At 35.4% G+C, this 25698-nt stretch carries 23 protein-coding genes and 1 other annotated feature; of the genes, 3 read left to right on the forward strand and 20 right to left on the reverse strand.

Annotated features, from left to right (window positions below; all coding sequences use genetic code 11):
• Window positions 1-196 precede the first annotated feature (196 nt).
• The 3 genes from IGL28_RS07820 to IGL28_RS07830 are packed head-to-tail and all read right to left on the reverse strand — an operon-like array spanning window position 197 to window position 4108.
• A complete protein-coding gene (locus IGL28_RS07820) occupies window positions 197-1714 on the reverse strand; it encodes a response regulator transcription factor (RefSeq protein ID WP_081127435.1) in 1518 nt (505 codons plus the stop codon).
• On the reverse strand, window positions 1711-3432 hold the full coding sequence (locus tag IGL28_RS07825; protein ID WP_081127434.1) for a sensor histidine kinase: 1722 nt from the start codon (window positions 3430-3432) through the stop codon (window positions 1711-1713). Before IGL28_RS07825 ends, IGL28_RS07820 begins: the two co-directional genes overlap by 4 nt.
• Window positions 3425-4108 (reverse strand): hypothetical protein, encoded by a 684-nt coding sequence (locus IGL28_RS07830; protein WP_081127432.1) that lies wholly within the window; start codon window positions 4106-4108, stop codon window positions 3425-3427. Before IGL28_RS07830 ends, IGL28_RS07825 begins: the two co-directional genes overlap by 8 nt.
• A gap of 409 nt (window positions 4109-4517) precedes the next feature.
• Here IGL28_RS07830 and IGL28_RS07835 point away from each other — a divergent pair, with 409 nt between their 5' ends.
• A complete protein-coding gene (locus IGL28_RS07835) occupies window positions 4518-5282 on the forward strand; it encodes a LytTR family transcriptional regulator DNA-binding domain-containing protein (RefSeq protein ID WP_232088583.1) in 765 nt (254 codons plus the stop codon).
• 59 nt (window positions 5283-5341) lie between these two features.
• Here the strand turns inward: IGL28_RS07835 and IGL28_RS07840 are convergent, their stop codons facing one another.
• The 6 genes from IGL28_RS07840 to IGL28_RS07865 all read right to left on the reverse strand — a co-directional run bounded on the left by IGL28_RS07840 (window position 5342) and on the right by IGL28_RS07865 (window position 11615).
• On the reverse strand, window positions 5342-6604 hold the full coding sequence (locus IGL28_RS07840) for a GHKL domain-containing protein (RefSeq protein ID WP_081127429.1): 1263 nt from the start codon (window positions 6602-6604) through the stop codon (window positions 5342-5344).
• 504 nt (window positions 6605-7108) lie between these two features.
• Window positions 7109-8866, reverse strand: coding sequence for a hypothetical protein (locus IGL28_RS07845; protein WP_081127428.1), 1758 nt, complete (start codon window positions 8864-8866; stop codon window positions 7109-7111).
• A gap of 8 nt (window positions 8867-8874) precedes the next feature.
• Window positions 8875-9915: a DUF916 and DUF3324 domain-containing protein gene (locus IGL28_RS07850; RefSeq protein WP_053766751.1), complete on the reverse strand. Its 1041-nt coding sequence runs from the start codon at window positions 9913-9915 to the stop codon at window positions 8875-8877.
• On the reverse strand, window positions 9912-10622 hold the full coding sequence (locus IGL28_RS07855) for a WxL domain-containing protein (RefSeq protein WP_081127426.1): 711 nt from the start codon (window positions 10620-10622) through the stop codon (window positions 9912-9914). The genes IGL28_RS07850 and IGL28_RS07855 overlap by 4 nt, the downstream gene beginning before the upstream one ends.
• A 17-nt stretch (window positions 10623-10639) precedes the next feature.
• Window positions 10640-11308 (reverse strand): WxL domain-containing protein, encoded by a 669-nt coding sequence (locus IGL28_RS07860; RefSeq protein ID WP_010718897.1) that lies wholly within the window; start codon window positions 11306-11308, stop codon window positions 10640-10642.
• A complete protein-coding gene (locus IGL28_RS07865; protein ID WP_081127425.1) occupies window positions 11274-11615 on the reverse strand; it encodes an LPXTG cell wall anchor domain-containing protein in 342 nt (113 codons plus the stop codon). Before IGL28_RS07865 ends, IGL28_RS07860 begins: the two co-directional genes overlap by 35 nt.
• A gap of 508 nt (window positions 11616-12123) precedes the next feature.
• Window positions 12124-12362, forward strand: a binding site (T-box leader).
• 134 nt (window positions 12363-12496) lie between these two features.
• On the opposite strand from IGL28_RS07865, the gene brnQ reads away from it, so the two are divergent.
• On the forward strand, window positions 12497-13855 hold the full coding sequence (brnQ, locus tag IGL28_RS07870; protein ID WP_034698322.1) for a branched-chain amino acid transport system II carrier protein: 1359 nt from the start codon (window positions 12497-12499) through the stop codon (window positions 13853-13855).
• 135 nt (window positions 13856-13990) lie between these two features.
• Here brnQ and IGL28_RS07875 read toward each other — a convergent pair whose 3' ends face one another.
• Both IGL28_RS07875 and IGL28_RS07880 read right to left on the reverse strand, forming a co-directional pair.
• Window positions 13991-14266 (reverse strand): hypothetical protein, encoded by a 276-nt coding sequence (locus tag IGL28_RS07875; RefSeq protein WP_010737768.1) that lies wholly within the window; start codon window positions 14264-14266, stop codon window positions 13991-13993.
• A gap of 14 nt (window positions 14267-14280) precedes the next feature.
• Complete coding sequence (locus IGL28_RS07880) at window positions 14281-15498, reverse strand: radical SAM/SPASM domain-containing protein (protein WP_179133700.1); 1218 nt, start codon at window positions 15496-15498, stop codon at window positions 14281-14283.
• A 788-nt stretch (window positions 15499-16286) separates the two neighbouring features.
• On the opposite strand from IGL28_RS07880, the gene IGL28_RS07885 reads away from it, so the two are divergent.
• Window positions 16287-16742, forward strand: coding sequence for a helix-turn-helix domain-containing protein (locus IGL28_RS07885; protein ID WP_081127423.1), 456 nt, complete (start codon window positions 16287-16289; stop codon window positions 16740-16742).
• A 360-nt stretch (window positions 16743-17102) separates the two neighbouring features.
• Here the strand turns inward: IGL28_RS07885 and IGL28_RS07890 are convergent, their stop codons facing one another.
• The 9 genes from IGL28_RS07890 to rimP form a co-directional block, all read right to left on the reverse strand.
• Window positions 17103-17888, reverse strand: a complete 786-nt coding sequence (locus IGL28_RS07890) for a glucose-1-dehydrogenase (RefSeq protein WP_081127422.1) — start codon at window positions 17886-17888, stop codon at window positions 17103-17105.
• A 199-nt stretch (window positions 17889-18087) separates the two neighbouring features.
• Window positions 18088-19023 (reverse strand): riboflavin biosynthesis protein RibF, encoded by a 936-nt coding sequence (gene ribF / locus IGL28_RS07895; RefSeq protein WP_010718889.1) that lies wholly within the window; start codon window positions 19021-19023, stop codon window positions 18088-18090.
• A 2-nt stretch (window positions 19024-19025) separates the two neighbouring features.
• Window positions 19026-19949 carry a tRNA pseudouridine(55) synthase TruB gene (truB, locus tag IGL28_RS07900; protein WP_010718888.1) on the reverse strand — a complete coding sequence of 308 codons (924 nt, stop codon included), beginning with the start codon at window positions 19947-19949 and terminating at the stop codon, window positions 19026-19028.
• Between the two features lie 662 nt (window positions 19950-20611).
• Window positions 20612-20959: a 30S ribosome-binding factor RbfA gene (gene rbfA, locus IGL28_RS07905; protein WP_010718887.1), complete on the reverse strand. Its 348-nt coding sequence runs from the start codon at window positions 20957-20959 to the stop codon at window positions 20612-20614.
• Between the two features lie 19 nt (window positions 20960-20978).
• Window positions 20979-23333, reverse strand: a complete 2355-nt coding sequence (gene infB / locus IGL28_RS07910; protein ID WP_053766744.1) for a translation initiation factor IF-2 — start codon at window positions 23331-23333, stop codon at window positions 20979-20981.
• 12 nt (window positions 23334-23345) lie between these two features.
• The gene (locus IGL28_RS07915) at window positions 23346-23657 is read right to left on the reverse strand and encodes a YlxQ-related RNA-binding protein (protein ID WP_010718885.1); all 312 of its coding nucleotides are present in this window, start codon (window positions 23655-23657) and stop codon (window positions 23346-23348) included.
• The gene (gene rnpM, locus IGL28_RS07920) at window positions 23654-23947 is read right to left on the reverse strand and encodes an RNase P modulator RnpM (RefSeq protein WP_010718884.1); all 294 of its coding nucleotides are present in this window, start codon (window positions 23945-23947) and stop codon (window positions 23654-23656) included. The genes IGL28_RS07915 and rnpM overlap by 4 nt, the downstream gene beginning before the upstream one ends.
• Window positions 23948-23970: 23 nt before the next feature.
• Window positions 23971-25158 carry a transcription termination factor NusA gene (gene nusA, locus IGL28_RS07925; protein WP_010718883.1) on the reverse strand — a complete coding sequence of 396 codons (1188 nt, stop codon included), beginning with the start codon at window positions 25156-25158 and terminating at the stop codon, window positions 23971-23973.
• Window positions 25159-25179: 21 nt separating this feature from the next.
• On the reverse strand, window positions 25180-25653 hold the full coding sequence (gene rimP, locus IGL28_RS07930; RefSeq protein WP_010718882.1) for a ribosome maturation factor RimP: 474 nt from the start codon (window positions 25651-25653) through the stop codon (window positions 25180-25182).
• Window positions 25654-25698: the final 45 nt, after the last annotated feature.

Genomic DNA, 25698 nt, shown 5'->3' on the forward strand with positions numbered 1-25698 from the left:
AAAGCAAATAAAGCGCTTTCTCAATTTGCGATTTTATAGATTTATTGGCAAAATTATAGACAATATTTTTTGTATGTAATAAAGACACAAAAAAGAAGAGTCTGGAATATCACTCTTCTCGAAAAATGATTCATGATTTCATTATTGGTTTTGCTACGCCTTTCTTAGTCATAAAAAATGATAAAAGAATGATTTTTCATTTTAGATTCAACGGCTCTCTTTCATTTTCGAACTTGCGTGCTTTATTGGGGGTTATTCCGTATTCTTTTTTATAATGACGATAAAATAAACTGATATCATCATATCCTAAGGCTTTTGCGATCACAGTAATTCTTTCCGTACTCTCTTTGATTCGCTGATTGGCTTCTCTCATACGAATTTTTTTATCATATTCACTAAAACTCATATTCAATTCTTTTAAAAAAAGCTGTCCAAGATAGGCTGGATTCATATGAAATCGCTCAGCTAATGATTTTAAAGAGTAGCGTTTCGTGAAATCCTGATTGACTAGATATAAGATTTGGTCAATCACTGGAGAATGACTTTTTGTGGTACAACTTATTTCAGTCAGTTTTGAACAGATCGTACCTATCTTTTTCTTAAAAACTGATTTGTCTGCTGACTTTAATGCGTAGATCAATGGTTGTAACTCTTGATAAGCTTGTTCTTGTTTTTCCAGAGTAGCAATCCCTTTGTGAAGTGCGATCAGCAAGTAATGACATACTAACGACTGAATCGGATGTTCTTTCCATTGATCAATATTGGCAATAGCTAATTGTTGGAATGCTTCAATCGATTGGTTTTCAAGATAAGCTAAACTTTTAAAATAAATTTTCTGCGTTAGTTGGTATTCGTTGATCAATGTAGTTTTAGGAAATAGATCAATGACTAATGGGTTTTCCAAGATATTTTTACTTTCCATAAATGGTTCAATACTTCGATAAGAATGCGTGATCTCAATTAATGAATGGCAGCCACTACCGATGACCGCAAATAAATCAAATGTCTCACATAAATATTGAATACTTAACCGATAATGTTGTTCTTCTTTAGGAGAAAAAAACAAAAGAAGTTTATTCGGTTCCAATAAAAGGCTATAAGGTTGGACGAATAATACCGATAACTGCTCAGAAACACGTTCAAAAAGTTTATCATTATAAAAAGCACCTTCTAGGTAAGTGATGGTATAATTTTGCCAATCCGTGATTGGTTCAAGGATGTCCTGCCATTTTGCTAATTCCGTTGACGAAATTTCTTGATGCAGCAATTTCCGCAACAAATTGACACGAAACACATCAATCTGTTGATTGTTCTTCAAATGCTGAAAGAGTTTTTCTTCTTTTATTTCTCTTGTCAACTTCCCAAAAGTAGTGGCTAACTCAATAGGATCGACTGGTTTTAAAAGATAATCACTACTTCCAATGAGAATGGCTTGTTTCAGATAACTAAAATCATCATAACTACTGATAAAGATGATTTTTATTTGTTTTTGTACACAACGTGCCTTTTTAGCAAGTGCCAATCCATCAATATCAGGCATTCTGATATCTGTTAATAAAATATCAATAGCTACCTCATTTAGGATTTTCAATGCTTCAATACCGGAAGTTGTTTTAAATGTCGTGAAATTTTTTGTGTTACCGGTTGTTTTTTTTAGCAGTTTCTCAATTCCTTCTGTGATTAACGGTTCATCATCAACTAGTAAAACATTCACACGATCTCCCCTCCTCTTTTTTTAGGCATGGTGATTTGAAATTTCACATAATCTTCTTGCGTAGTAAATGTTACGCCATACTGATGACCAAAGCGTTGTTTGATTCGATAATCTACCCCAAATAAGCCAGTAGGGGCAGTCATCTCCAGATCATGGCTGTTTTGAGCAAGTTGTTTTTGGATTCTTTGTTTTTCTACTTTTGGAATTGGCTTTCCGTTATTTACTACTTCAATGTATAACCGATCATCCTTTTCAAAACAATGGATCTCGATAAAGTTATCTTGGCGTTGCGAATCAATCCCGTGATGAATAAAATTTTCGATGATTGGTTGGATCGTAAATTTCTCAATCAGCAAAGATTCAAGACTTGGATCACAAACGATATCATAAAATAGTGCATCTTCAAAACGTATTTCAAAAAGACTAAGATAAGCATCACAATATTCCAATTCTTCCGCTAAACAAATGACATCTTTCCCCTTGATCAATTTACGGTATAATGTTGCAGTATTTAAGAGCATTCCTGCCACTGCGTGATCTTCATTTAGTTCTGCTTTCATTCGAATTGCTTCTAACGTATTGTAAAGAAAGTGTGGATTGATCTGAGACCGAATACTTTGGATCTGATAATCCTTTTGTTTAATCTTACTTTTATAAACTTGATGAATCTGGTCATTTAACTGATACGCTAATTCATCAATACTAGAAGAGATCAAAGAAATCGCATCATCACTTTTATAGTCGTCTGATTGAGCGAACTTTTCAGGGTCAAAATTCCCTGTTTTTACTTTGGTAATTTTTTGAGTTAGTTGAGAGAGTCTTCCCTCTATTTTTTGCAAATACTGAAATAGAAATGGGAAAAAACCTAAAAACACAAGGATGGCAAAAAAAGAGTAGACAGTATAGATCAAAGAATATTCTGTAAAAACATTGGCATACTTTGTCGTGGCTGTAACCACGTAATGTTCTGCTTGACGTTGGTCTAGAACATATTTTGGTTTTATCTCCGGTGGAATAGGGTTGTTTTTGTAGAAAACTTGAATATTGCCGTTGTTTCTTAACACTTGATAATGAATCTTTTCAAATAATGGAGAAATATCATAATAAAAATAGACATCTGCTGCGTAACTTAAATCTGTTTCTTTATGTAATTCTTTGTGAAATCCAATCAGATTTCTATTCTTATTTATCTTAAAAATTTGCTTTTTTGTCTTTTCGATATCGTTTGGGTCTGCTAGATGAAATTCATCCACTTTTTTCATCGTGGTTGTCTGATCTTTTTGAAAGACTACGCTACGTTTCGTCTGCGCATGATAAATAACTACAGTTGACAAATAATCATTCATTTTAAAGGACTGATTAACAAAATTTTGGGTTCCATTATACTTTGAACCGGCATGTTTCATGTAAGTAGTCGTTTTGTATTCGTAGTATTCTGCGAGTGATAAATTAGTAATTTGCCTCAAATCTTCCAAATCAGGTTGTTCCGCATACAAAAGCGCCAACATATTGTCTGTTGCATTTTTCATCATCATAATTTCTGTATAAAAATTTAAGTTGATTTCCTTTAGATTTTCATCTCTTTTTTGATGGAAAGAAACTGTGATGAGATAAATAATAAAGAATAATACTAATAAACTAACACTCATCCACAACATGTAACGATAAAAAGCGTGTTTCAAAAGGTTGTGTTTAATCCTCATCATGCTTTTAGTCATTTCTTTGATCCAATCCCTTAATACTCGCTATCCGAGTTTGTAAAAATGGTGTATAAAAAGTTAAAAACAAGTAGCAGTAGCCACTAAAACCGACAAAAAAGAAGATAGCTGGCGAGCGTGGAAACAATAAAAGAACAAATAACAGATAGGCAATCGTAAAAAGCTGTAATTGCCATTTTTGAAAAGATAAAATCATCGCATTCAACAACGTTTTTAAAAAGGTGTTTTGGAAAAGGATCGTTTCCATGATAGCAAAAGGAAGGATCAACATCCCGTAGACCGCTAAAATAGCATAAATAATGACAAATATAGAAAAAATTGGAGAAAGTTCAACCATAAAAAAGAGAAATCCTATTGAAGCAATCAGACTGATGAGCAAATAGACAGGTAAACTATCCCAAGAACATGCCTTAGCGATGCTCCGCCAAAAAAATCGGAGATTGCTTTCCTGTTTCTTAATAATAAACTGATACAGCGATTCAAATAGTGCGATCAATGAAATAGCAAACAGAATCATAAAGAGACCCATTAAAATTAGATATAAAGTAACTCCTTGATAAATCATCAAATAAAGGTAACTAAACAGCGGTAAATTTACAACAATAAAAAAAAGATTGTTTATGACTACATAAATGATCTGTGATGCTACATCATATATTTTTTCTTCCCTTGTCATTTGAATACCCTCCCTAACCAATGTACTATTTTACGTATCTACCTTAACATAAAAGCGTTTTCTTGTAACGGCTATTTCAATTAATTTTTCTCTTTGCTCATTCTTTCTTTTCTTCATATGACCAACTAATATAGGATGTTCTTTCTTTTTACGAACAAAACAGTACGCATTGGTTCAACTTTTAAAAAAGGTATCCCAGCTTTTGTCTGTAGACTATTTCCAGATGATTTTTAGACTTCCAAAATAACCGTTTTCTCTCTGACTCTTTCGTTCAAATTTTACTTTAACATCCATATTTCCTTTCAATTATTTAAATATTAAATAAAAAAAGTCTAATAATTTATTCTTTTATTCTCTTTATCCACACATTGATTCTTGCTATACTAAGAACGATTGAAAGTTGGAGGTGATGTGTGTGAAAGTGTACTATATTGAAGATAATGTATTCCATCAAGAAGAATTTCGTAAACAATATAATCGTAGTGCTAATTTAGCAGCAATTTCGTTAACCATCCCCTTGCCTTCTCAATTAGAAAAATTCTATGCTGACCTTGATTTTATGCCTATCCAAGACTCAGATATTTTTATTGTTGATATTGAATTGAACCGTTTTCATTCTGGGATTGATTTTAGCAAAAAAATTCGTCAGAGAAATCATTCTTGTTACATCCTGTTTTTGACGAATGACACAACTAAAGGGATGGAGATTATCAATCAAAATATTCGAGCAGATAAATACTATAGTAAAAAAGACATCATGGAAGCTGTAAATGGCTTGGAAGAATTATTGTTCAACCATTCGAATTTGCAACAAGGACAAAGTAAACTCATTAAAATCGAATCACTTTCTAAAATCTATTTAATCGACCCTAAAGAAGTCAATTACTTAAGTAAGATCACAGGTTCTCGTTCGACTATTGAATTTTTCTGTCAAACAGAATTTTTTTTGATTCATGGGAAAATTGAAGAACTAAAACAGACGTTTCAAAACTTTCATTTTTTCAATGATTTGAAGAGTTACTCCATCAATCCAGCTAACATTAAATTAGTAGATAAAAAAAACAATGAAATTGTGTTTAAAAATGATGATACCTTGATCCTTAGCCGTAGAAGCATAAAAAAATTAGTGGATTTTATGGAACTTCTGAAAAATGAAAATCATTTAGTTCATTAGTCCCATACGTACAACAAAAAGCCACTTGCCTATTCAGTAAATAGGCAAGTGGCTTTTTTTTAATGGACTGTTTCTTTTTTCAAAGTTAAGATACAGTAAAAACGTTGCTCTTGTTTGTCATACTTTAAATTCAATGCAAGATTCTCATTCTCTTCTACGATTTTTTTGACACTGTATAACCCAATTCCCTTACTACTTTTCTGACTGGTTGTTCCTTTTTGAAACAATTCAGTTAGATTTTTTCCAGTGTTTTTGCTGGGATTACTAAATTCAAAATAAAAACAATCCCACAAATGTTCAACGATGATCGTGATTTCTTTTTTTTCTTTCGCCATCGTTTGATCATAATGAACAAACGCATTTTCGATAATATTTGTAAATAAGCGAATCATGTCATAGGAATTCATTGAAAGCTTGGGTATGATATGATTAACTTGGATTTTATAAGGTATCCGAAGCTCTTCTGCCCGCTTAACAAATTTGACAAAAACTCCTTGCAACAGTGGATCATAAATTTTTTGTAACTTCATGTGTAAAGCATCGTTGAGTTGCGTTTCAAAAAACTCTTTTTCTTCCCCTACGATGGCCTCTATTTCGTTATGAATTTGTTTATTCTGTACAAGATCTTCCATCACACCAACATAATTTTTATAATCATGACGAAATTCTTCTAGCTTTTGATAATATTCTTCATTTTTTTTCATGCTTTCCAAATAGATCTGATAGTATTCTTCCTTTTTTTCATTCAATAAAATCAAAAGCATAAGTAGTCCATAAAAGGAATTACTAGCAACTAAAATAAAAGAGGTTAAAAGGAAATCCAATGAATCCATCGAAAAAAGCAAATGATACCACAAAAGTGACATGAACATACATATAATCAAAAATGTCGAAAACAGACGATTTTTTTTATATGCGTATAGATAATTACTAATTCGAAACTTTTTATCTAATTCTTTCATTACAATTAGGATTACCACTAAAAGCAAAATTTCTAGGATCGCATTCGCTAATAAGTCATAATTTTCTAAAAATCGTGGCACTTCAATTGTCAAAAAAACAGAAATGCCGATAAAATTTACACAAAAAGTATTTAATAAAAAAACAATAAATAGATTTCTTGTTTCCTGAAAAATATATTTTCCATTATAAAAATAAAGTAAAACCAAAAATACTGGCGTCCATTCAATCAGCCATATATTAAGTAGCGTTAATCCCAAACGAATGAAGCAATCCATAAAAATCCTTTTTTTTGCAAATAAAATGAGACCTATCAGTGCAAAATTAAGATGAACCACTATAATATAAATAATCACTTCCATTAACCCATCCCCCTAAGCAAACCAGTTTATCATTTTCAAACATACCACTTTTTCATTAATTGGTGCCTCCCCTTTTGACAACCAATAACATTACTGTTATAAGATAACATGAATAATAAAAAATACTAGAAAAATCGCAAGCATATTTAGAATATTTGAAAAATTTAATTTTTATTTAACCACCTTAGAGCTTAACTGTAAAACTGAATCTCACGTTACCTTAACCTTCTCGATTAGATGGAAATCCAAGTTTCATTTATTCATCTTTTTTTAGTAGCATAGAACTATCCAAACTATTTCAATCAATGAACAGTCTTCTTTGATCAGCATTTGCACCATCCTTAATAAAACAATACAAAAAAATAAGCCAAAGATAGCTTAAATACAAAAAGTAATTTTGGCTATCTTTGGATTATTTCGCTAATTTCAATATTAAAAATCTGGATTTCAATCATTTGAATATCCCTGTTAACCAGCTCCACTATATTTTATCAATAAAAGTAACTAAGGGGCATTGACAATTGTCCATTCCACCTGTGATGAATATTCCCCAGCATATCCACCGGGTTGCACATTTAGATAAAAATAGTTTTCTGAATTTTGTAGAATGCTGTAATTCCGGACATTATTATTAGTTGTTACTTCAGTCATAGGAAGTGTGATCGGATGTTCTTTTTCGATGACTTGTGCCGTATCACCATTTTGATAAAAAAGAGTGGCTGGTAATACTTGTTTACCATCTTTAAACTCTTCAGTTTGTGACACATTAAGTTTCCAATTCATCGGTTTTCCAGTTGTATCTTCTACTAAAAGATTGGCTGCCTGTGTCAAATTTGTTTGAATCGTATGACTAGCAACGGGGATTGCCATGAAAGTCAGAAGATCTGGTACGTTTACAAATCTCACAACCCCCGCTTCTTTGATCACCTTAAATGTTTCAATATTTGATTGTTGTTGTTTTTCATTTTTAACATAAACTTCAAATTGATTTTCTCCTGCTGCTAAGTCTGCAAGTGTGAAATTCTTTGAAAAATCAACCATATTTCCAGGTTGTGTATTCGCAATCGAATCTGAATCATTCAGCTTTTTTTCAACACCATTTAACTTATAATAAATATTGATCCACGAACCACTATCGGCTTTCCATTTGCCACTCAAAGTAAACCCTTGATCCCCCGGGTAAAGAACGAGCGTTTGATTAGCAAGATTATTTGCCAGTTCAATCGTAGGAGGTGAAGCAGGTTTGGTCATTCTTAAGACCGTTGAATCTTGTGCTGACTCACCATTACTTTTTTGAATCATCAAAGTCACATTATTCAATTCTGAAACTGATGGTAGCTGACTCAGGTCAACAGGTACACGAAATGTGCCATCACTCTTGAAGCAAGACAATAGTTCATCAGTGTTCATTATCATCCCATTGATTGTTAAGTAAGCTGTGAGATCGTTCAAAGGACCACTCCATTTACCTGTTAGCGTGATCTGCTCGGAATCTAATTCTAGATTTTTGCTCGTATCATCAAAAGATAAGGCTAACTTTTCTGATTGAAAGCTTGGCATTTCAGCAGATAAAAAATGAGTAAATCCAATATCTTTTTTCATACTATCCCAAATAGAAGCACGCAAGACAAATTTATCCTTAGTGACTGCTTTTTCTGTGACTTTGGCACGATAGGTGATCGTCATTGAATCACCCGTTTTTTCCAATAATCGATAAACCGAGTAATTGTCACTATAAGGACCATCAGAGATACCGTCTGAAGCGAGCGGCAATATTTCTGTAATCCGCCCATCATAGGACTTGGAATCTCCAAATTCTGTATGTCCATAAAAGTTATAAGCCGTTATGATGTCATAGGCAACTTCCTTAGATGGAGCCATCAAATTTCCGTTACCTGTTACACCACCATGTTTATAAACAAGTTCGGGTTCTCCTAATAATTCCAACCCTTGCTCTTTATCAGGAAAAACCGTCACTAACGTTGATTGCTTATACTCTTCTTCAAGGTTTGTATCATCTTTTTTTTCTAAAACTGTTGTAACTGTTATCGTATCCCCAATCGCTGTATAATTTGGATTCCCATCTTTTACATAGGTGATTTTAGCATGGATATGTCCACCATAGATGTCAGCTTCTGATTGTCCATCAGGCCATGAATCCGCAACAACTGACTTAGTAGAGAAGGCTAGCTGAAAGAGACTGAACAAAGCAAAATAGGCGACTAGAAATAATAATTTTTTATTCACTTTTTGCTTTTTCATTTCCTTCCTCACCTACCTTTTTGTTGGAAAAGTTTGTAACTTAAGAACACAATGATCCCTAATAGTAAGCCGCCTATCCCAATGATCATCGGCAGATAAGATACTTCTGCTTTTTCTTCTGTAATTGCTTCATCATTGATTTTTTTGGCATTTTCTGGTTTGATCGTAAATGTTTTTGCTAAATGCCATTTCTTTTGATTATTTTCTGTTGTCGCATCTACTGTTAACATATAAGTTCCCGGATCGATTTTCTTCTTGTTGACACTGATCGGAAAATCAAAGTTCGTATTGGGTGCGATCGACATATGATCTTTGTTTGCTGTATACAACACTTTTGATGAGCCTTTTTTAGTGATCGTCGCTTCCGTATGAACTTGACTGATGATCGTTGATGTAGGATTTTGTAAATGTGCAAAAATCGTTGCATACGAATTTTGTAACCCAGTTCTTACAGAAATTAATTTCAAATCTGGTGAGACAGGTTTACTGTTGTTCCTAAGCTCAACCCCAATAACATAAGCATACTTATTTCGAATCGCTGTTCCAGAAACTTTTTCACTTTGGTTCTCTTTTTTCGTTACATGGATACCTCCTAAAAGAATCCCGTCAAATGATTCTTTTGGCATTTTCAATTGAAAGTGCACGTCTTTTGCTTCTCCAGCTGGAATTGTTACTTCCTTTGCATCAGTGGTTAAGCAATCACTGACTTGGTATTTGGCAGAGGCATCCTTTTTAACTGTTCGTTGATTATAATCGATCACACCGTTTGTGTTGGTCGCTGCATTGTTGATCTCTATTTCAAAGACACTTTCTTTTTCTCCGACATTGGATAAATGAATGGATAGGTCGCGCGTTTCATTTGGTGCTTCAGTTAAATCAAAATAAGATACATCTTTATTTGTTTGTTCTTCAGGTATATTTGCACTTACACTATATGCAGATTCAGCTGAATCTGCATATGAGGTAAGCGAATTGACACCAAGGATTCCCCAAAATCCGATGATGCCTGTGACTAAACAAATAAAACGATGATGACGTTTATGCATCATTGTGCATCAGTTGGACCTGCAGTAAGGGTCCAAGTAATCGTTGCGGTATACTCTTTTGCTTGAGCAGAACCAACAGGAACAGTCAATTGAACATTTGTATTGTTTCCTTCTTCTCCTTCAAATACATCTAACCAAGTTCCCTGACCATTCAGACTTTTTGCCGTCATAACTGGTTGAGCTTCATGATTGTTAAAAGTGAAATCAAAAGCATCAGGTTTGCCGCTGATGTTATCAGAAGTCGTTCGAGTATCTCCATTCGCAAATGATAGGATTGCTCCTTTTAATTCAGTGCTGTCAGCTGCTGAAAATTTTGAAGCAGTCGCAGTTAGTGACCAGCCACCAGCTACTCCTCGTTTATCTGTAATTTGAACAAATGGTTTTGCATTTGCTGCGACATAGACTTTTTTATTTTGTGAAATTTCTTGTGTACCAAAACTGATATTGGACACATAGTCAATTGAAAGTGGTCCTTGATCGCCAGTTCCATGATTGTTAGGATCATCTGGATCTACTTCGTCTGGTTTGTCGATTGGATCATCTGGATTATCTGGATTCACTGGTTTATTGGAATGGGTATCATTCCCTTCGAATGTGATCTTTGCTGTTGAAGTTGCTGAATCACTCATTTCTTCTGCATAGATGGTCATACTCATGGTATTAATGGCTAACACACTTAATAATGTAGTTGCTAGAATATTTTTTTTCATGTTTCTTCTCCTTTAGATTAAGCTGGTGCGTCTGTTAATGTCCAAACAAGTGTGGCAGAATAAGTTCCTGCCAAGTTACCAGAAGGTACTTTTAATGAAACAGCTTCTGCTGACATCTGATCTTCCCAAGTCCCTAGACCGGTTGTTGCGGCAGCAAACATAATATTTTGCGCATCTTTATTTACTGTTACCGTTGCCGTTTCAGCTGCCGGAGATTGATTCTCTGTCACCGTTTTTGCTGTCCCTGCTGGCAAGCTTAGTTCAGCCCCAGCTAACGCAACACCATTTTCAGTATAAAATCCTGCTTTTTCACTATCATAGCTAACTTGTAAGTTCCAACCTGCACCATTTCCTCGTAGATCAGATATTTGTGTTTCAACAAATTCATCTGAATTCCCAGCTGTATAGTTTTTTGTTTCACTAGCGATTTTTTGTGTACCGAAGTCAATATTTGAGATATAGTCAATACGTAAAGCACCGGTGTTTCCTGTGGGAATATACGTACCTGGTACATCTGGTGGATCAATTGGATCCGTTGGTTCATCCGTTTCATCTTGTTTCTCTAACCCAACTTTAGCGATACTTGTGCCATGAGTATCATCGGCTATTTCTGCATAAACGGTTGTTGCCTTCGCACTAATAACGAATGTGCTAAATAGTGCGATTGTTAAAACTACTTTTTTCATTTTTTTCCTTCTTTCCTTTTCTCAGTAAGAGGAAACCTCCTGTTGCTGTTACAATGAGTCCACCACAGATCATCAAAGAACTACTCTGCTGATCAATTGTTTTTGGGAGCTTTCTTTGCATCATTCTTTTTGTCTGCCCGTCTTTCTCTTTTGCCAGATCTTCTGATGATGCATTTGAAGGATTTGGTACAAAGCGGATCCCCGCTGTGCTTTGTACAGATTCAGCGTAGACAATCATTGTTCGCGTATATGCCTCAATGGTCAAAAAAATAAGGAACAAAAAGAAAACAATCGTCATCTTTCTCATCCACTTACCCTCACCTTTCTCTTTACAGCAAATGTAACAAAACCTCCTTTTTTTAATCTTCGCTCAATTGGGTAAATCCTATTTTACTTATATTCATTCTAAAAAAAGGCGTTTGAAACCGTTTAACCTTGCAATTTTTGCTTTTTTTGTCTTAAAAGATGAATCGAACGACTGACTGATAACAAATCGGTGTGATAGATCAAATTTCAAAATTGTTGTAGAGACAGTCAAATAAATACTTTGCTAACAATAGTTGGCTGTTTCTAACAATCTCAAAGAATATTCCACCACATTTTTCAAGCCATTAAGTATTCGTTTCACTATTTATTATGTAGACACTTAACTACGCTTCTGTCCTTAACGAAGACTCTTACAGCAATAAAAATTGACCGTAATTAAGAAGAAAGAAAAAAATCAATGGTGAACGTTTCACCCAAATCTATTGACAGAAAATTCAATTTTTTACTTTTTTTGTCTTGACACTGTCCATCATTGCTTCTATAATGAACAAAAATCATTGATAGAGAGAGTAACGAATAATAAGCATTTTAGAGAGCGATTGGTTGGTGGAAAATCGTAGGTCTATTATTTGTGAAAGTAACTCTGGAGATGCACAAGTGACGTTAGAAGTTTGTGCCGGCGATCCCCGTTATCGGATAATGCGCTTCACTATTAGTGAGTCGCTAAGAGATTGTTTATTCATAAACAAAAAAAAACGGTGGTACCGCAATGTCAATTGCCCGTTGGAATAATTATTCCAACGGGCTTTTTGTGTTTTTTCACCAAAGAAAGGAAAAGATTTATGCAAATTTTTAGACAAAGACGAGTCAGACGTTTAGCTTCATTTCATTTATGTTAACTAAACGATTAAGGAGTTATTTATGATGGAAAAATTATCAACAAAGAAATTATTTTTATTAGCTTCACTCATTTTCGGAATGCTTTTTGGAGCAGGTAACCTTATTTTCCCTGCTCATTTAGGTCAACTTGCAGGTAGTCATTGGTTATCTGCTGGGATTGGTTTTTTGATCTCCTCTACTTTATTACCTTTAGCTGCACTGATTGCCTTAAGTAAAACACGCTCAAGCGGGTTGTACGATTTTGCTAAACCAGTGGCTGCGTGGTATGGTACCTTATTTCTTATTATGAACCATATGGCCTTAGGACCTTTATTCGCCACTCCCAGAACTGCTGCATTAGGATATCAATTTAGTTTAGGAATGATTTTACCAGAAAAGTATACAACGATTGGCTTATTTATCTTTTCGGTTATTTTCTTTGGCTTAGCCTATTATTTATCAACTCGTGAATCAAATTTATTAAAAATCATTGGAAAATATTTAAACCCATTATTTTTAATTTTACTATTCGCTGTGTTTATCGTCGCTTTGATTCTTCCCTTAGGGCCATTGGATGCCAAGCCTGTACTGGATTACCAACAAGCAGCAACTACCAACGGCTTTATCGAAGGATATAATACAATGGACGCATTAGCCTCATTAGCTTTTGGAATTACGATCATTCGTGCGCTTCAAGGAATGGGGATTCATGATGAAGATCAGATTGCTAAAAATACTGTAAAATCTGGTCTATTAACGATGGTTTTATGTGGTGGTATCTATTTGGGGATTATTGCATTAGGTACGATGTCTTTAAATCGCTTTGGTATCTCCGAAAACGGAGGGATTGCATTAACTCAAATCGTCCAATCCTATTTTGGTAAAGTGGGATTGATTTTTATGGCCTTGATGACGCTGTTAGCAGTTTTCACTTCTGCGATGGGATTGATTGCCTCATTTGCCCAAGATTTCTCTGTCCGCTTCCCTAAGATCGGCTATAAAGGATGGCTACGAATCACTACATTACTTTCTTTTATTACCGCAAACTTTGGACTTGACACCATTATTGCTTGGACCATGCCATTTTTAATGATTCTTTATCCTCTTTCCATGGCAATGATCATCCCAGCACTTTGCTCTGCCTTTTTCCAAAATCGCAGAATCGTTTATCAATTGACGACAATCTTTACAGCCATACCTGCTTTATTTGATGGTATCAAAGCATTACCTATTCAAAATCATTTGACAACAAATTTAACCAATTGGTATGTTCATACGATTCCATTTGCTTCCAGTGGTGTTGGTTTTATCCTGCCAGCAATCAGTGGCTTTATCATAGGCGTACTGTATTGTTTAATTTTTAAACAAAGAACTGAGTTAGACCCTTCTCTATCTAATTGAGTCTTGTAACGGACAAAGAGAAGTTTTACCGAAATATGACGCTTCATTTGATAATTTGAGTGAAGCCAGAAGAAAGAAGCAAAAAAGAACAATGTTGATTATCTTTTGATAAACGCATTGTTCTTTTGCTAGTTTTCATTGATTGACCTGATCTTGTAAGAGAATTTGATTGTTGATCAGATCTGAGATAAACTCTGTGATATATTTTTCTTTTTCTTCATTAGAATAGTCACCAGAATCAGCAAATCGTATTAATACTTTTTCTTTTACATGACTAAGTGCTACATTTGTTTTTAATAATTCAAATATATAGATCGATACTTCATTATCTAAAAGATAGATTTCATCATTCAAGGAAAGATAGAGGTCGTTCCCTAATTTCTCATAGGCCAATTCGCCGTTCAGTCTCACCTAATCACGCTCCTTCAGGTCATTTCTGTCTGTTTCCAGATACGATACATTTGATTTTTTATTAACTCTTGCAATAATTGACATTCAGAGCGATCCACTCCATGAATATCATTGGTATGATAATAATGTTGCGCACGACAACCACCACCGCATAAATAGCGAAAAGAACAAGTTTGACAACCAGATAAATGATGGATATTTTGAGATTCAAGCAATTCTATCTCTTTATGGTTATAAATATCAGCTAATTTGTTTTTTCTGATATTACCTAATTTATAGTCATCTGTCTCCAATAATTTACATGCAAAAATATCCCCAACTGGATTGATAACGAACTCTCCCAAACCCAAACCACAAGATTCTTTAATTGTAAATGGCTTTAAAAATGCAGATCGTTGAGCACTTTTTTCTTTGCACTCGATTTCTTTTCTTTCTTCAAAAGATAATGAAATATCTGCCATACTACCTCTTCCTAATTCGCTAAATCCACCTAATTTATAGGCGATTCCATTCTCTTTAAAAAACTCAATCGTTTGATCAACTGATTTTAAGTTATAGTTGGTAACGGTTGCATTAACGTAAATATTATGGAAACCGATATCTAAAAGATTACGGATACCTCTCATTGCTATTTCATAACAACCTCTACCACGGTTCTTGTCATTTTCTTCTTTATCAATCGAATCCAAGCTGATGGTCATTGATTCGCATCGATCTGCCAAGAATTGTGCATTCCTTTTTTTTCCAATCAAGGTTCCATTAGTGATCAAACCAACCGATAAGCCTAGTTGATAAGCATAATCGATATATTTTAAAGAATCATGATTCAGTCCTATTTCTCCACCAGTAAAAATGACTTTTTTTACACCACAGTCTTTTAATTGATCTAATAGTTGGAACCATTCAATAAAAGACAATTGATCCGGATAGTTCTTGGTCATATCTGCTTCTGCGTAACAATACACACATTTTAAATTACATTGATGTGTCAACGCCAAATAAGCGGTTTCAGGAATGGTGACTTCATTTTTTTTTACTTTTAATGGCTCGTCTAATAGAAGCTGAAAGATTTTTAGTTTTTTTTGCGTAGACTCGGATAACGCTGAATACTTTCGTAGCTTCACCAACTCTAACTCTTCTTTAGAAATCACTAGCCAGCTGCTTCTTAGAACACTATGGAGAATCATTTCATCAAGAAAAGGATACGCGTATAAATTTTCCTTGATTTTCATAGATCACTCACCTCTTTTATTAGCATAACAAACGAATAATAACATTTTGACTATATTAAATAGGAAAATAAAGTCGCCTTTTTAACAGGGGAGTTTTGTAGGGCAACTTTATTTTCCAATTAAAAATGGACATCGGAAGACTAGATTAAGAACCGTTACCAATCAATAACCCACAAGAACATGGGGACAAAACATTGCCAGAGATTTTTTTTAGTACAGGTTTCGTAAACATAACAAGTCTCCTTTCTGAACTTTTAGGAAAAAGCACGATAATATTCATTTTTTTTCCTAAATATAGTATAAACTTTGAATGAAAATATTGTCAATGACGGTTCGAGAGAAAAATTATTAAAACCTTAGTTATAAAATAAAAAAAATTAAACAATTTATGCGTTTCTTTTATATAACGCTAAAATTTCTAAGACACGTTGATTTGTTCTTCTGACTTATTTGATTGGATTCATTGCTATCTATAAGTAAATTTGTTTTTATTTTATTTCATCACCTCAAATTTCCATAGTGATCATAAATTTCCATTAAGTTATTTTAAATAACGATTTTTTAAGTTTAAATTTGAAAAACACTGCTTTATCTGTTTATTTTATTCTAAACATAACGATTATTTAACGAACAAATCTATTTTTTTCATAAGAATTTTAGTATAATTACAATCTATAAAGTATATTTAATTCCTCATCAATCTGAAACTAACTTTTGGGTCATAAGGACTTTATTTTAATTCGATACCACGGTGTTTAAATAGTGGTTTAATTTTTAGGAGGGATATATTGAAAGGTTATTATTCAGTACAAGAATTAGCCGACCAACTTGGTGTGACAACTCGTTCAATTCGAAACTATCTGCACGAAGGGAAATTAAAGGGAACAAAAGTTGGAGGAAAATGGAAGTTTTCTGAACAAAATTTGTTTGATTTCCTTTACGGTGACAAGGAAAATCTAATGATCCAAAAAGATTATCAAGTGACGCTTGATGTCCCTGTCACATTAAAATTATCTCTTGTAACAGATGATTTTCACGAAATGGATGCCTTTAAAGAGGAACTTTTTAATTATCATTCAGAGGTTTATGCTAATAAAAATGATCGATTGATCCAATACACGCATTTCAAAGAAAATGAATATGATATCTTAATTGGTGGTAACTTTAATTATGTCACTAATTTCGGGTCATGGATCTATGAACAACTACAAAAACAAACATCCATTTCACTAAAAAAGAATTAGTTTTTTATTTTGAAAGAGAGACTGTGAAAGAAACGATCTGCTCTGATGACAATAAGCCTGAATTTTTTGAAACAGCTTCCCATGTTTCAAAAAATTCAGGCTTATTTCAAGAACTGGATGCATAAGCACCGTGCATAAGAGATTGCGAAAAGAGCGTTTGACCTGAATACTCACCAAGTAAAAACTAAGACGAATAAACGTAGGAGCAATCAAGATAAAAATCTCGAAACAGCTCCCCATGTTTTGTGGATTTTTTTCTTATTGGCAAAGGTCAGCTCTTTGAATGTCGTTTACTGTTTTTTTAGATTCTGAATTTATTATTTCCCATATTTCTTGTTTCTATAATAATGGTAAGTAGCTTTAACCCTTACCACCTTGAAAGGATGGATATAGTTTCATGCCACCATCTACAAATAAAGTAATTCCTGTCACATAACTGGATTCATTAGAAGCGAGCCAAGCAACAGCGGCGGCGACTTCCTCGGGTTTACCCACTCGTTCCATTGGTATCATGCTTTCTAGAATTTCTTTTTCTTTTGGATCTTCAAATTTTTCTGCATTAATCGGAGTTTTGATCGCCCCTGGTCCAATACTGTTGATTCGAATATTTTCTGGTGCGTACTCCATGGCTACTGTTTCTGTAAACAGCTTGACACCGCCTTTTGATGCTGCGTAATGAGCAAATGTCGGCCAAGGGATTTGTTCGTGAACGGAGGACATATTGATAATATTACCTTTGATCTGATGAGTTTTAAAATAATTCAACGCTGTTTTTGTCCCTAAAAATACGCCTGTTAGGTTCACCTTTAACACTTTCTCCCAATCTTCTAATTCCAGCTCATGGGTTGGTTTTTGCGTTTCCATACCAGCATTATTGACCCAGATATCTAAACTTCCGAATGTTTCGATTGCTGCTTTGAGCAGACGATCCATCCCTTCTTCTGTACTGACATCCGCTTCGACAGCTACTGCTTTGCCACCATTTTTTTCGATCTCGGCTACTGCTTCTTGTGCCCCTTCTTCATCCGAATGATAGTTGACAACCACACACATTTTTTCTTTACCAAAGCGTTCACAGATTGCTTTACCGATCCCTTTTGATCCTCCAGTTACTACTGCCACCTTATTTGTTAGATCTTTATACATATACTTTCCACCCTTCTTTTTCACCTACTGCATACTTCCTATATCAAGTGTACAATAGCACCCTGTCTTTTAGGCAAACGATACGCTTATTCGATCGATTTACTTTTTTCTATAATAAAAGAGTCAGCAAGCTACTTGCTGACTCGAATGATTTCACCAAAAAAGGCTTTTTTATTGTCTTCAGTTAAATTCAATACTTTTATTTAAAATAGTCCGCTGTCGCTTTTTCATCTGCTTTCAGTTGTTCAATCAACGATTCAACGTTTGGAAATTTCACTTGGTTTCTCAAAAAATGATGCCAACGGACTTTTACATGCTCTCCATAGATATCTTGAGCAAAATTTAAAATATATAATTCAACGGTAAGTTCACGATCATCACCAAAGGTATCATTATGACCGATTGATCCCATTGCTTGATACCACGTTTCACCAACTTTGATCTCTGAAACATAGACACCTTCTTTTGGAAGATGAACAGTACTTTTAACTTTGATGTTAGCTGTTGGGAATCCTAGCAGGCGGCCACGAGCATCGCCATGGACTACCACCCCTTCGACCTCGTAAGCAGCCCCCAATAAACGCGTTACTTCATTTATTTCTCCTGCGTTTAATAATTCACGTATCCGTGTCGAACTAATCTTCTCGCCACTGTCTTCTTCTTTTGGTACAGTGATGATTTCAAATCGATTTTTTGCATAACTTGGTAAGTGCGCTACATCTGCAATTTCTTTAGGTCCGTAAGTATAGTCAAAACCAGAAACAGCATATTTTGCATGAAGTCCTACGATATATTGATCAACAAATTCTTGTGGAGCTAAATGAGCAAACGATGACGTAAAATCGATTTCGTATAAATAATCAACACCTAATAAGGCCATTTTTTCTTCTTTTTGTTCCAGAGTAGTCAAATATTTTACTTGACTTGGATTTATTTTTTTGAAGACGATTGAAGGATGTTGGTTGAAAGTCATCAAAGCTAATTTCAATCCTTCTTTTTTAGCAATTTCTTTTCCCCGATTGATAACACGTTGATGGCCTAGATGTACCCCGTCAAAAAAGCCTAAAACAAGTACAACGTCTTCTGGTGGGATCTGATCTGCTTGATAAGGATGTCTAATTTTGATAATTTTCATTTTTATACCTCATTCCTCAACACTTTGCTTGGTTTTAATTTATTTTTTTCTTTTGGATTTGGCTGGTAAATACTTACTACTTTGTCTTGGTAAAAAAGTGCGATCTCTTCTGTCGGCATTTCTGCTAAGTTAAATACCTGATAATCTAAGCGCATACCATTTTTAACTTTTTCCCAAACACGATCACTAATGTCTACTCTCTTAAAACGAGCAACACCAGCTTCTAGTGGCAATAAATGTTCTTCAAAGGTTCCTGCAAGCATATAATCTGCTACTTGCTGTAAAGTGATTGCCTGCTCCTTCTTCATTCCTCCACTAGCTGTTCGAGTTAGATCGGACATGTGAGCAGGATAGCCTAATTTTTTCCCAGTATCAACAGCAAGCGTTCGTACATAAGTCCCTTTCCCGCATACTACCTCAAAACGCCAAGATAGCAACCCCTTCTCTTGGTCCCAATGCACGTCACTTGTTCTTTCAAAACGTTCAATCTGCGCTTTACGCACGGGACGTGTAACTGTTTCATTGTTTCTGGCATACTCATAAAGACGTTTGCCGTTCACTTTGACAGCTGAATACATCGGTGGTATCTGAGTGATTTCCCCGATAAAACTTTTCATCGTTTCATCAATTTCTTCATCACTGATTAATCGATCAACTGTTTTACTTTCGACGACCTCACCAGATTTGTCTTCTGTCGTTGTACTAAATCCTAATGTAATCTCTCCTTGGTATACTTTTCCTGCATCGCTTAAATATTCGATAACTTTAGTCGCTTTTCCAAGGCAAATCGGTAACACACCATCAACATCAGGGTCTAACGTACCACCATGACCAATTTTTTTCATATGTAAGATTTTTCTTAATTTAAATACACAATCATGACTTGTCATGCCACGTTCTTTCCACAAAGGTAATAATCCGTCCATGTTTTTTCTCCCTATCCAATAAAATATCAACTTTGTCATTATAACACATCCCACAATAATGTGACGATTTTACCTTTTTTCGCTACGTTTTTATTATTTGGCAACAAACTTGTAATAAAACTTCACAAACCTGTAAATACAATTCATGTTATTCTCTTAGACAAAGGCAAGCTTGAATCCTTCATTTGCAGCCTTTGATTAAAACGAGTCGCAGCTTTTAAGGAATAAATGATCCTAGTCTTCCCCAAAACAAAAAACTGAGGATCATATACGAATCTCGAAAAGAGTCTGAAGTATAAATCTAACTCTTAATAAATGGTGTCCAAGAAGCCACTTCTTAAAAATAAGAGAGAATTTTTCAAAATAAGAAAAGCTATTTTAAAAGATTCTCTCTTATTCGTTTGGAGTTGACCGCTTCTTTCACAACCTGTTCGAGACACGTACAAATTGTTCATTTTTTTCTCATGTATTCTGTACAGTAAAATTATGGTACTGTGCGTTTGTCATTTTAAACTACTTGCATTGTGTAGTTTGAACTTTTTTTCTAAAAAATTGGATGATGGTGTAACTGCGGTATCTCTGCTTTATAAAAAGCTAAAACTAAAAAAACTACTAAAAAAGAGCTATAACCCCACTTCTTAAGGTTTATAGCTCTTTTTGTTTTAATCTTTATTTAAATTACGAAGCAACTCATCAATGTGGTTACCATACCCCACTGACTCATCTAATTCAAAAGTTAATTCAGGCGTTTTATAGATGCTTAAGTTGTGTCCTAATTCACGGCGAATCAGTCCACTTGCTTTTGCTAGGCCTTCCTGTGCTTTTTTCTTATCTGAAGCTAAGTCAGATAAAATACTATAATAGATGGTTGCTTGTTGTAGATCTCCCGTAACGTGGACATCAGTGATTGTCACGTTTTCTACACGAGGATCACGAACTTTTTTGCGTAAAATATCATTTACTTCTTTTAAAATTTCTTGACCGACTCGGCGGTCTCGATAGTTTGCCATATTGAGCGGCCTCCTAAAATTAATTTGTTTTGATTTCTTCCATAATGAAGCCTTCGATGACGTCATCGACTTTGATGTCATTGAATTTTTCGATCATTGCACCACATTCATAACCCATTTTAACTTCTTTTACATCGTCTTTGAAACGTTTCAAGCTAGCTAGTTGTCCTTCGTAAATGACGATACCATCACGGATCACGCGAACGCCACTATCACGTCGAATGTATCCTTCTGTGACATAAGCCCCAGCGATCGTTCCAACTTTTGATACTTTGAATGTTTCTCGAACGATCATTTGACCAGTGATTTTTTCTTCAAACTCTGGATCTAGCATCCCTTTCATCGCCGTTTCGATTTCTTCGATTGCTTTATAAATGATTCGGTGTAAACGAATGTCCACTTCTTCATTATCCGCTTGAATTTTAGCTTGTGGTGTAGGACGAACATTGAACCCAATGATGATCGCATTACTTGCTGCTGCCAGGGTTACATCACTTTCATTGATGGCACCAACTGCAGAATGGACGATTTTCACACGTACGCCTTCTACATCGATCTTTTGCAATGAAGCAGCCAATGCTTCTGCAGAACCTTGTACATCAGCTTTAATGATAACATTTACTTCTTTTAATTCGCCTTCTTTTAAGCTTTCAAACAAGTTGTCCAATGTTACCCGACTAGTGATCGCACGATGTTCTAACAACGCACGTTTGGCACGTTCTTCACCGGCTGCACGAGCAGTTTTTTCATCTTCAAAGACAACAAAGCGGTCACCTGCTTGTGGCACATCGTTTAACCCAGTGATCTCAACTGGTGTTGCTGGTCCAGCAGATTTTTCACGACGACCTAAGTCGTTGACCATCACACGCACACGTCCATAGGTATTTCCTACTACAATTGGGTCACCTACGTTTAAAGTCCCTTGTTGAACAAGTAATGTTGTAACAGGTCCTTTTCCTTTGTCTAGACGTGCTTCAATTACTGTACCAATTGCTCGTTGTTTAGGATCTGCTTTTAGATCCTCTACTTCCGCAACCAGCAAGATCATTTCTAGCAATTCGTCAATATTTTGACCAAATTTAGCAGAGATTTCAACGAAAATCGTTTCTCCACCCCAAGCTTCTGGAATCAATTCATATTCACTTAATTCTTGCATCACGTGTTGAGGATTTGCCCCTGGTTTATCAATCTTATTAACAGCAACGATAATTGGTACGCCAGCTGCTTTCGCATGGTTGATTGCTTCGACTGTTTGTGGCATAACACCGTCATCTGCTGCTACAACTAAGATCGTGATATCAGTGATGCTTGCTCCTCGCGCACGCATACTTGTAAATGCAGCATGCCCAGGTGTGTCTAAGAATGTGATTGGTTTGCCATCGATATCGATTTGGTAGGCACCGATATGTTGTGTAATCCCACCAGCTTCGCCACTTGTTACTCGTGAATGACGTAATGTATCAAGTAATGTTGTTTTCCCGTGGTCGACGTGTCCCATGATTGTTACAACTGGTGGACGAGAAACCAATGTATCAGGATTTAATTCTTCTGGTTCAAAGAATTTGTCGATATCTGCGATATCTACTTGGATTTTTTCTTGTGGTTCCATCCCATAATCTGTTGCTAAGAGTTCAATCGTATCTTTATCTAGTGCTTGGTTTTGGTTGACCATTACGCCAAGCATAAATAATTTTTTGATGATCTCTGCTGGTTCACGATGGATTTTCTTCGCAATATCCGCAACGTTCATGCCTTCAGTATACTCTAATACTTCTGGTAACTCACGGAATTTACGTGGTGGTACAGCAGGTTTATTGGAAGTTTGTTGTTTTCCTTTTTTCCCTTTTTTGTTAAAACGATTGCGGTTGTTATTGTTAAATTTACCACGATTATTATTGTTGTTACGGTTTTGGTTACCACCTTGGTTTGATCCTTGGCGATTTTGGTTTCCGCCTTGTGTTGATCCTTGGCGGTTTTGATTGCCACTTTGTGTTGCTCCTTGACGGTTTTGGTTATTTCCGCCTCCATTATTACTTCGGTTTTGGTTTGTTGATTGGTTTTTTCCTTGATTCACTTGACCGCTCCCTTGACCGCGATCTTGATAGTTGCGGTTATTTTTTTGTTGTTTCGTTTTTGTTTCTTGTTTCTTTTGTTCATTCGGCTGGTTTGTGGCTGGCTTTTGGCTGGCTTGCTGTGCTGGTTTTTTATTCGTCTGTGGTTTTTTGAACGCTTGTTGCAACTTCTTTTCATCACCAGTTGTGATTGCTCCCATGTGATTCTTCACATTAATCCCAAGTTGCTGCGCCTTTTCCACAACGTCTTTACTAGGCTGATTTAATTCTTTTGCTAGTTCATAAATTCGTTTGTTGCTCATGCAATCACCTTCCTAACCTTCAATTAGCTCCTTGGTTTTCTTCGCAAAACCGTTATCTACGATTCCAAATACTTTGCGAGGCTTCCCAATCATCTGCGTGATTTCAGCTTCGGAAAATAGTTCAAAGCAAGGAACTTCATAATATGAACTCTTATCTTTCACTTTTTTCTTCGTATTCTCACTCGCATCATTTGCTACAAACACGATCTTTGCTTTCTGTTTACGAATGTCTGCAATGGTCAACTCCTCGCCGGTAATCAACTTACCAGCGCGCATCGCTAACCCAATGAGATTCATGGCTTTTTGCCGATTTCCTTCATTCATTTACCGAATAGCTCTTTTCGTGCTTTTTGATGGGTTACATAATCGAGTAACTCTTGGTAGAATTCATCTGTCAAAGTCGTTTCTAACGCCCGATCAAGAATCTTCTTATCCCAAGCTTGTTGTACCTCAGCTGGCTCAAGTGAGACATACGCACCACGGCCTGGCATTTTCCCAGTGGGATCAATCGATACTTCCCCTTCTTTGGAACGGGTAATTCGAATCATCTCTTTTTTGGGTTTCATTTCACCTGAAACCACAGATTTGCGTAAAGGAATCTTCCTTTGTTTCATCTCTTCGCCTCCTAAGCTAATTGTTAAGCATCTTGATCCGTATTTTCAACTGTTTCATCGTTGAAAGCAATCGTTTCATATTCATCATCTGTATAATCAGATTGAACGATCGCTTCATCATGAGCGACTTCTTCAGAAGCTACTTCTTGATCTTGCGCTTGTTTTTCATAATATTCAGCCATATCTGATTCTGACTTGATATCGATTTTGTGATTTGTTAGTTTGGCAGCCAAACGTGCATTTTGTCCACGTTTACCAATCGCTAAGGATAATTGGTAATCTGGAACGACAACGGTACAAGCTTTAGGATTTTCTTCATCAAAAATCACATCGATCACTTGCGCTGGATTCAGAGCATTCGTGATAAATACCGCTGGATCTTCGTTCCACTCAACGATATCCATGTTTTCACCCTTTAATTCATTCACGATCGCTTGCACACGCTGGCCTTTTGGTCCAACACAAGTTCCAACTGCATCAATATTTTCATCATTTGAACGAACGGCTACTTTTGAGCGATCGCCCGCTTCTCTAGCAATGCTTACGATTTCAACGATCCCATCGTAAACTTCTGGCACTTCTTGTTCGAATAAACGGCGTAATAGATCTGGATGGCTACGGCTAACGAAGACTTGTGGACCTTTTGACGTATTTTCTACACGAGAAACGTACACTTTGATACGATCATGCGGTTGATAAAATTCATTAGGCATTTGATCTTGTTTCGATAAAACTGCTTCGATCTTTCCAAGATTTACATAGATATATCGTTTATCTTGACGTTCAACGATACCTTGCATAATGTCTTTTTCATACGCGCTGAACTCATTGTAAATGATGGTTCTTTCTGCTTCTCTGACACGTTGTAAAATAACTTGTTTTGCTGTTTGTGCAGCAATTCGTCCAAAGTCTTTTGGTGTCACTTCAAAACGGATGGTATCACCAATCTCATATGCCGGATTAATCAAAAGCGCATCTTTTAATGATACTTCTAATTGTGAATCCATTACTTCTTCAGTAACTTCTTTCACAGCATAGACGTGAATTTTCCCTTTCTTTTGATCAAATTCAACTTCAACATTTTGAGCTTGACCATAATGGCGTTTGTATGCAGAAACTAAAGCAGCTTCTAAAGCGTCGATCACGATTTCTTTTGAAATCCCTTTTTCAGCTTCTAATGCATCTAATGCGTTTAGCATTTCTTTACTCATTTTTCTGTTTCCTCTCCGTGATTAAAATTGGATCGCTAAGCGAGCTTTGGCAATATTTTTTCGGTCAAGAATTAATTCTTTTTCCCGTGTTTTTATGCGTATTTTCAATATCAGCTGTTCAGCATCAACTGATTGGAGAAATCCTTCATATTGTTTTTCTCCATCAACTGGTTGATAAAGAGAAACATGGATATATTCTCCAAGCGCTTTTTCGTAATCTTTCTCTTTTTTTAATGGGCGTTCTGCCCCTGGAGATGATACCTCTAGAAAATAAGCTTGTGGGATAGGATCTGGATCTGCTGCATCAAGTTTTTCGCTAAGTTTTTCGCTAACCCATGCACATTCTTCGATATCGATTCCGCCATCTTTGTCAATGAATACTCGTAAGAACCAACTTTTGCCTTCCTTCACAAATTCTACTTCGACAAGTTCAAAATTTTGTTCCTCTAAAATCGGAGTCACCATTGCTGTGACTGTTTCAACGACGCTACTCAAAAAGTTCGCCTCCTTAAAATTGCTTCCGTAATTCCATTAAAAAGA

Origin of the sequence: Enterococcus sp. AZ077, from assembly GCF_051714965.1 — a bacterium.
Taxonomy (GTDB): Bacteria; Bacillota; Bacilli; order Lactobacillales; family Enterococcaceae; genus Enterococcus_B; species Enterococcus_B hirae.

Excerpts from the sequence above, each read along its gene's own strand:
- IGL28_RS07825 (WP_081127434.1), bottom strand. The coding sequence starts at position 3,432 with ATGACTAAAAGCATGATGAGGATTAAACACAACCTTTTGAAACACGCT.
- IGL28_RS07830 (WP_081127432.1), bottom strand. The coding sequence starts at position 4,108 with ATGACAAGGGAAGAAAAAATATATGATGTAGCATCACAGATCATTTAT.
- IGL28_RS07835 (WP_232088583.1), top strand. The coding sequence starts at position 4,518 with ATGTGTGTGAAAGTGTACTATATTGAAGATAATGTATTCCATCAAGAA.
- IGL28_RS07840 (WP_081127429.1), bottom strand. The coding sequence starts at position 6,604 with ATGGAAGTGATTATTTATATTATAGTGGTTCATCTTAATTTTGCACTG.
- IGL28_RS07845 (WP_081127428.1), bottom strand. The coding sequence starts at position 8,866 with ATGAAAAAGCAAAAAGTGAATAAAAAATTATTATTTCTAGTCGCCTAT.
- IGL28_RS07850 (WP_053766751.1), bottom strand. The coding sequence starts at position 9,915 with ATGATGCATAAACGTCATCATCGTTTTATTTGTTTAGTCACAGGCATC.
- IGL28_RS07855 (WP_081127426.1), bottom strand. The coding sequence starts at position 10,622 with ATGAAAAAAAATATTCTAGCAACTACATTATTAAGTGTGTTAGCCATT.
- IGL28_RS07860 (WP_010718897.1), bottom strand. The coding sequence starts at position 11,308 with ATGAAAAAAGTAGTTTTAACAATCGCACTATTTAGCACATTCGTTATT.
- IGL28_RS07865 (WP_081127425.1), bottom strand. The coding sequence starts at position 11,615 with ATGAGAAAGATGACGATTGTTTTCTTTTTGTTCCTTATTTTTTTGACC.
- brnQ (WP_034698322.1), top strand. The coding sequence starts at position 12,497 with ATGATGGAAAAATTATCAACAAAGAAATTATTTTTATTAGCTTCACTC.
- IGL28_RS07880 (WP_179133700.1), bottom strand. The coding sequence starts at position 15,498 with ATGAAAATCAAGGAAAATTTATACGCGTATCCTTTTCTTGATGAAATG.
- IGL28_RS07890 (WP_081127422.1), bottom strand. The coding sequence starts at position 17,888 with ATGTATAAAGATCTAACAAATAAGGTGGCAGTAGTAACTGGAGGATCA.
- ribF (WP_010718889.1), bottom strand. The coding sequence starts at position 19,023 with ATGAAAATTATCAAAATTAGACATCCTTATCAAGCAGATCAGATCCCA.
- truB (WP_010718888.1), bottom strand. The coding sequence starts at position 19,949 with ATGGACGGATTATTACCTTTGTGGAAAGAACGTGGCATGACAAGTCAT.
- rbfA (WP_010718887.1), bottom strand. The coding sequence starts at position 20,959 with ATGGCAAACTATCGAGACCGCCGAGTCGGTCAAGAAATTTTAAAAGAA.
- infB (WP_053766744.1), bottom strand. The coding sequence starts at position 23,333 with ATGAGCAACAAACGAATTTATGAACTAGCAAAAGAATTAAATCAGCCT.
- IGL28_RS07915 (WP_010718885.1), bottom strand. The coding sequence starts at position 23,657 with ATGAATGAAGGAAATCGGCAAAAAGCCATGAATCTCATTGGGTTAGCG.
- rnpM (WP_010718884.1), bottom strand. The coding sequence starts at position 23,947 with ATGAAACAAAGGAAGATTCCTTTACGCAAATCTGTGGTTTCAGGTGAA.
- nusA (WP_010718883.1), bottom strand. The coding sequence starts at position 25,158 with ATGAGTAAAGAAATGCTAAACGCATTAGATGCATTAGAAGCTGAAAAA.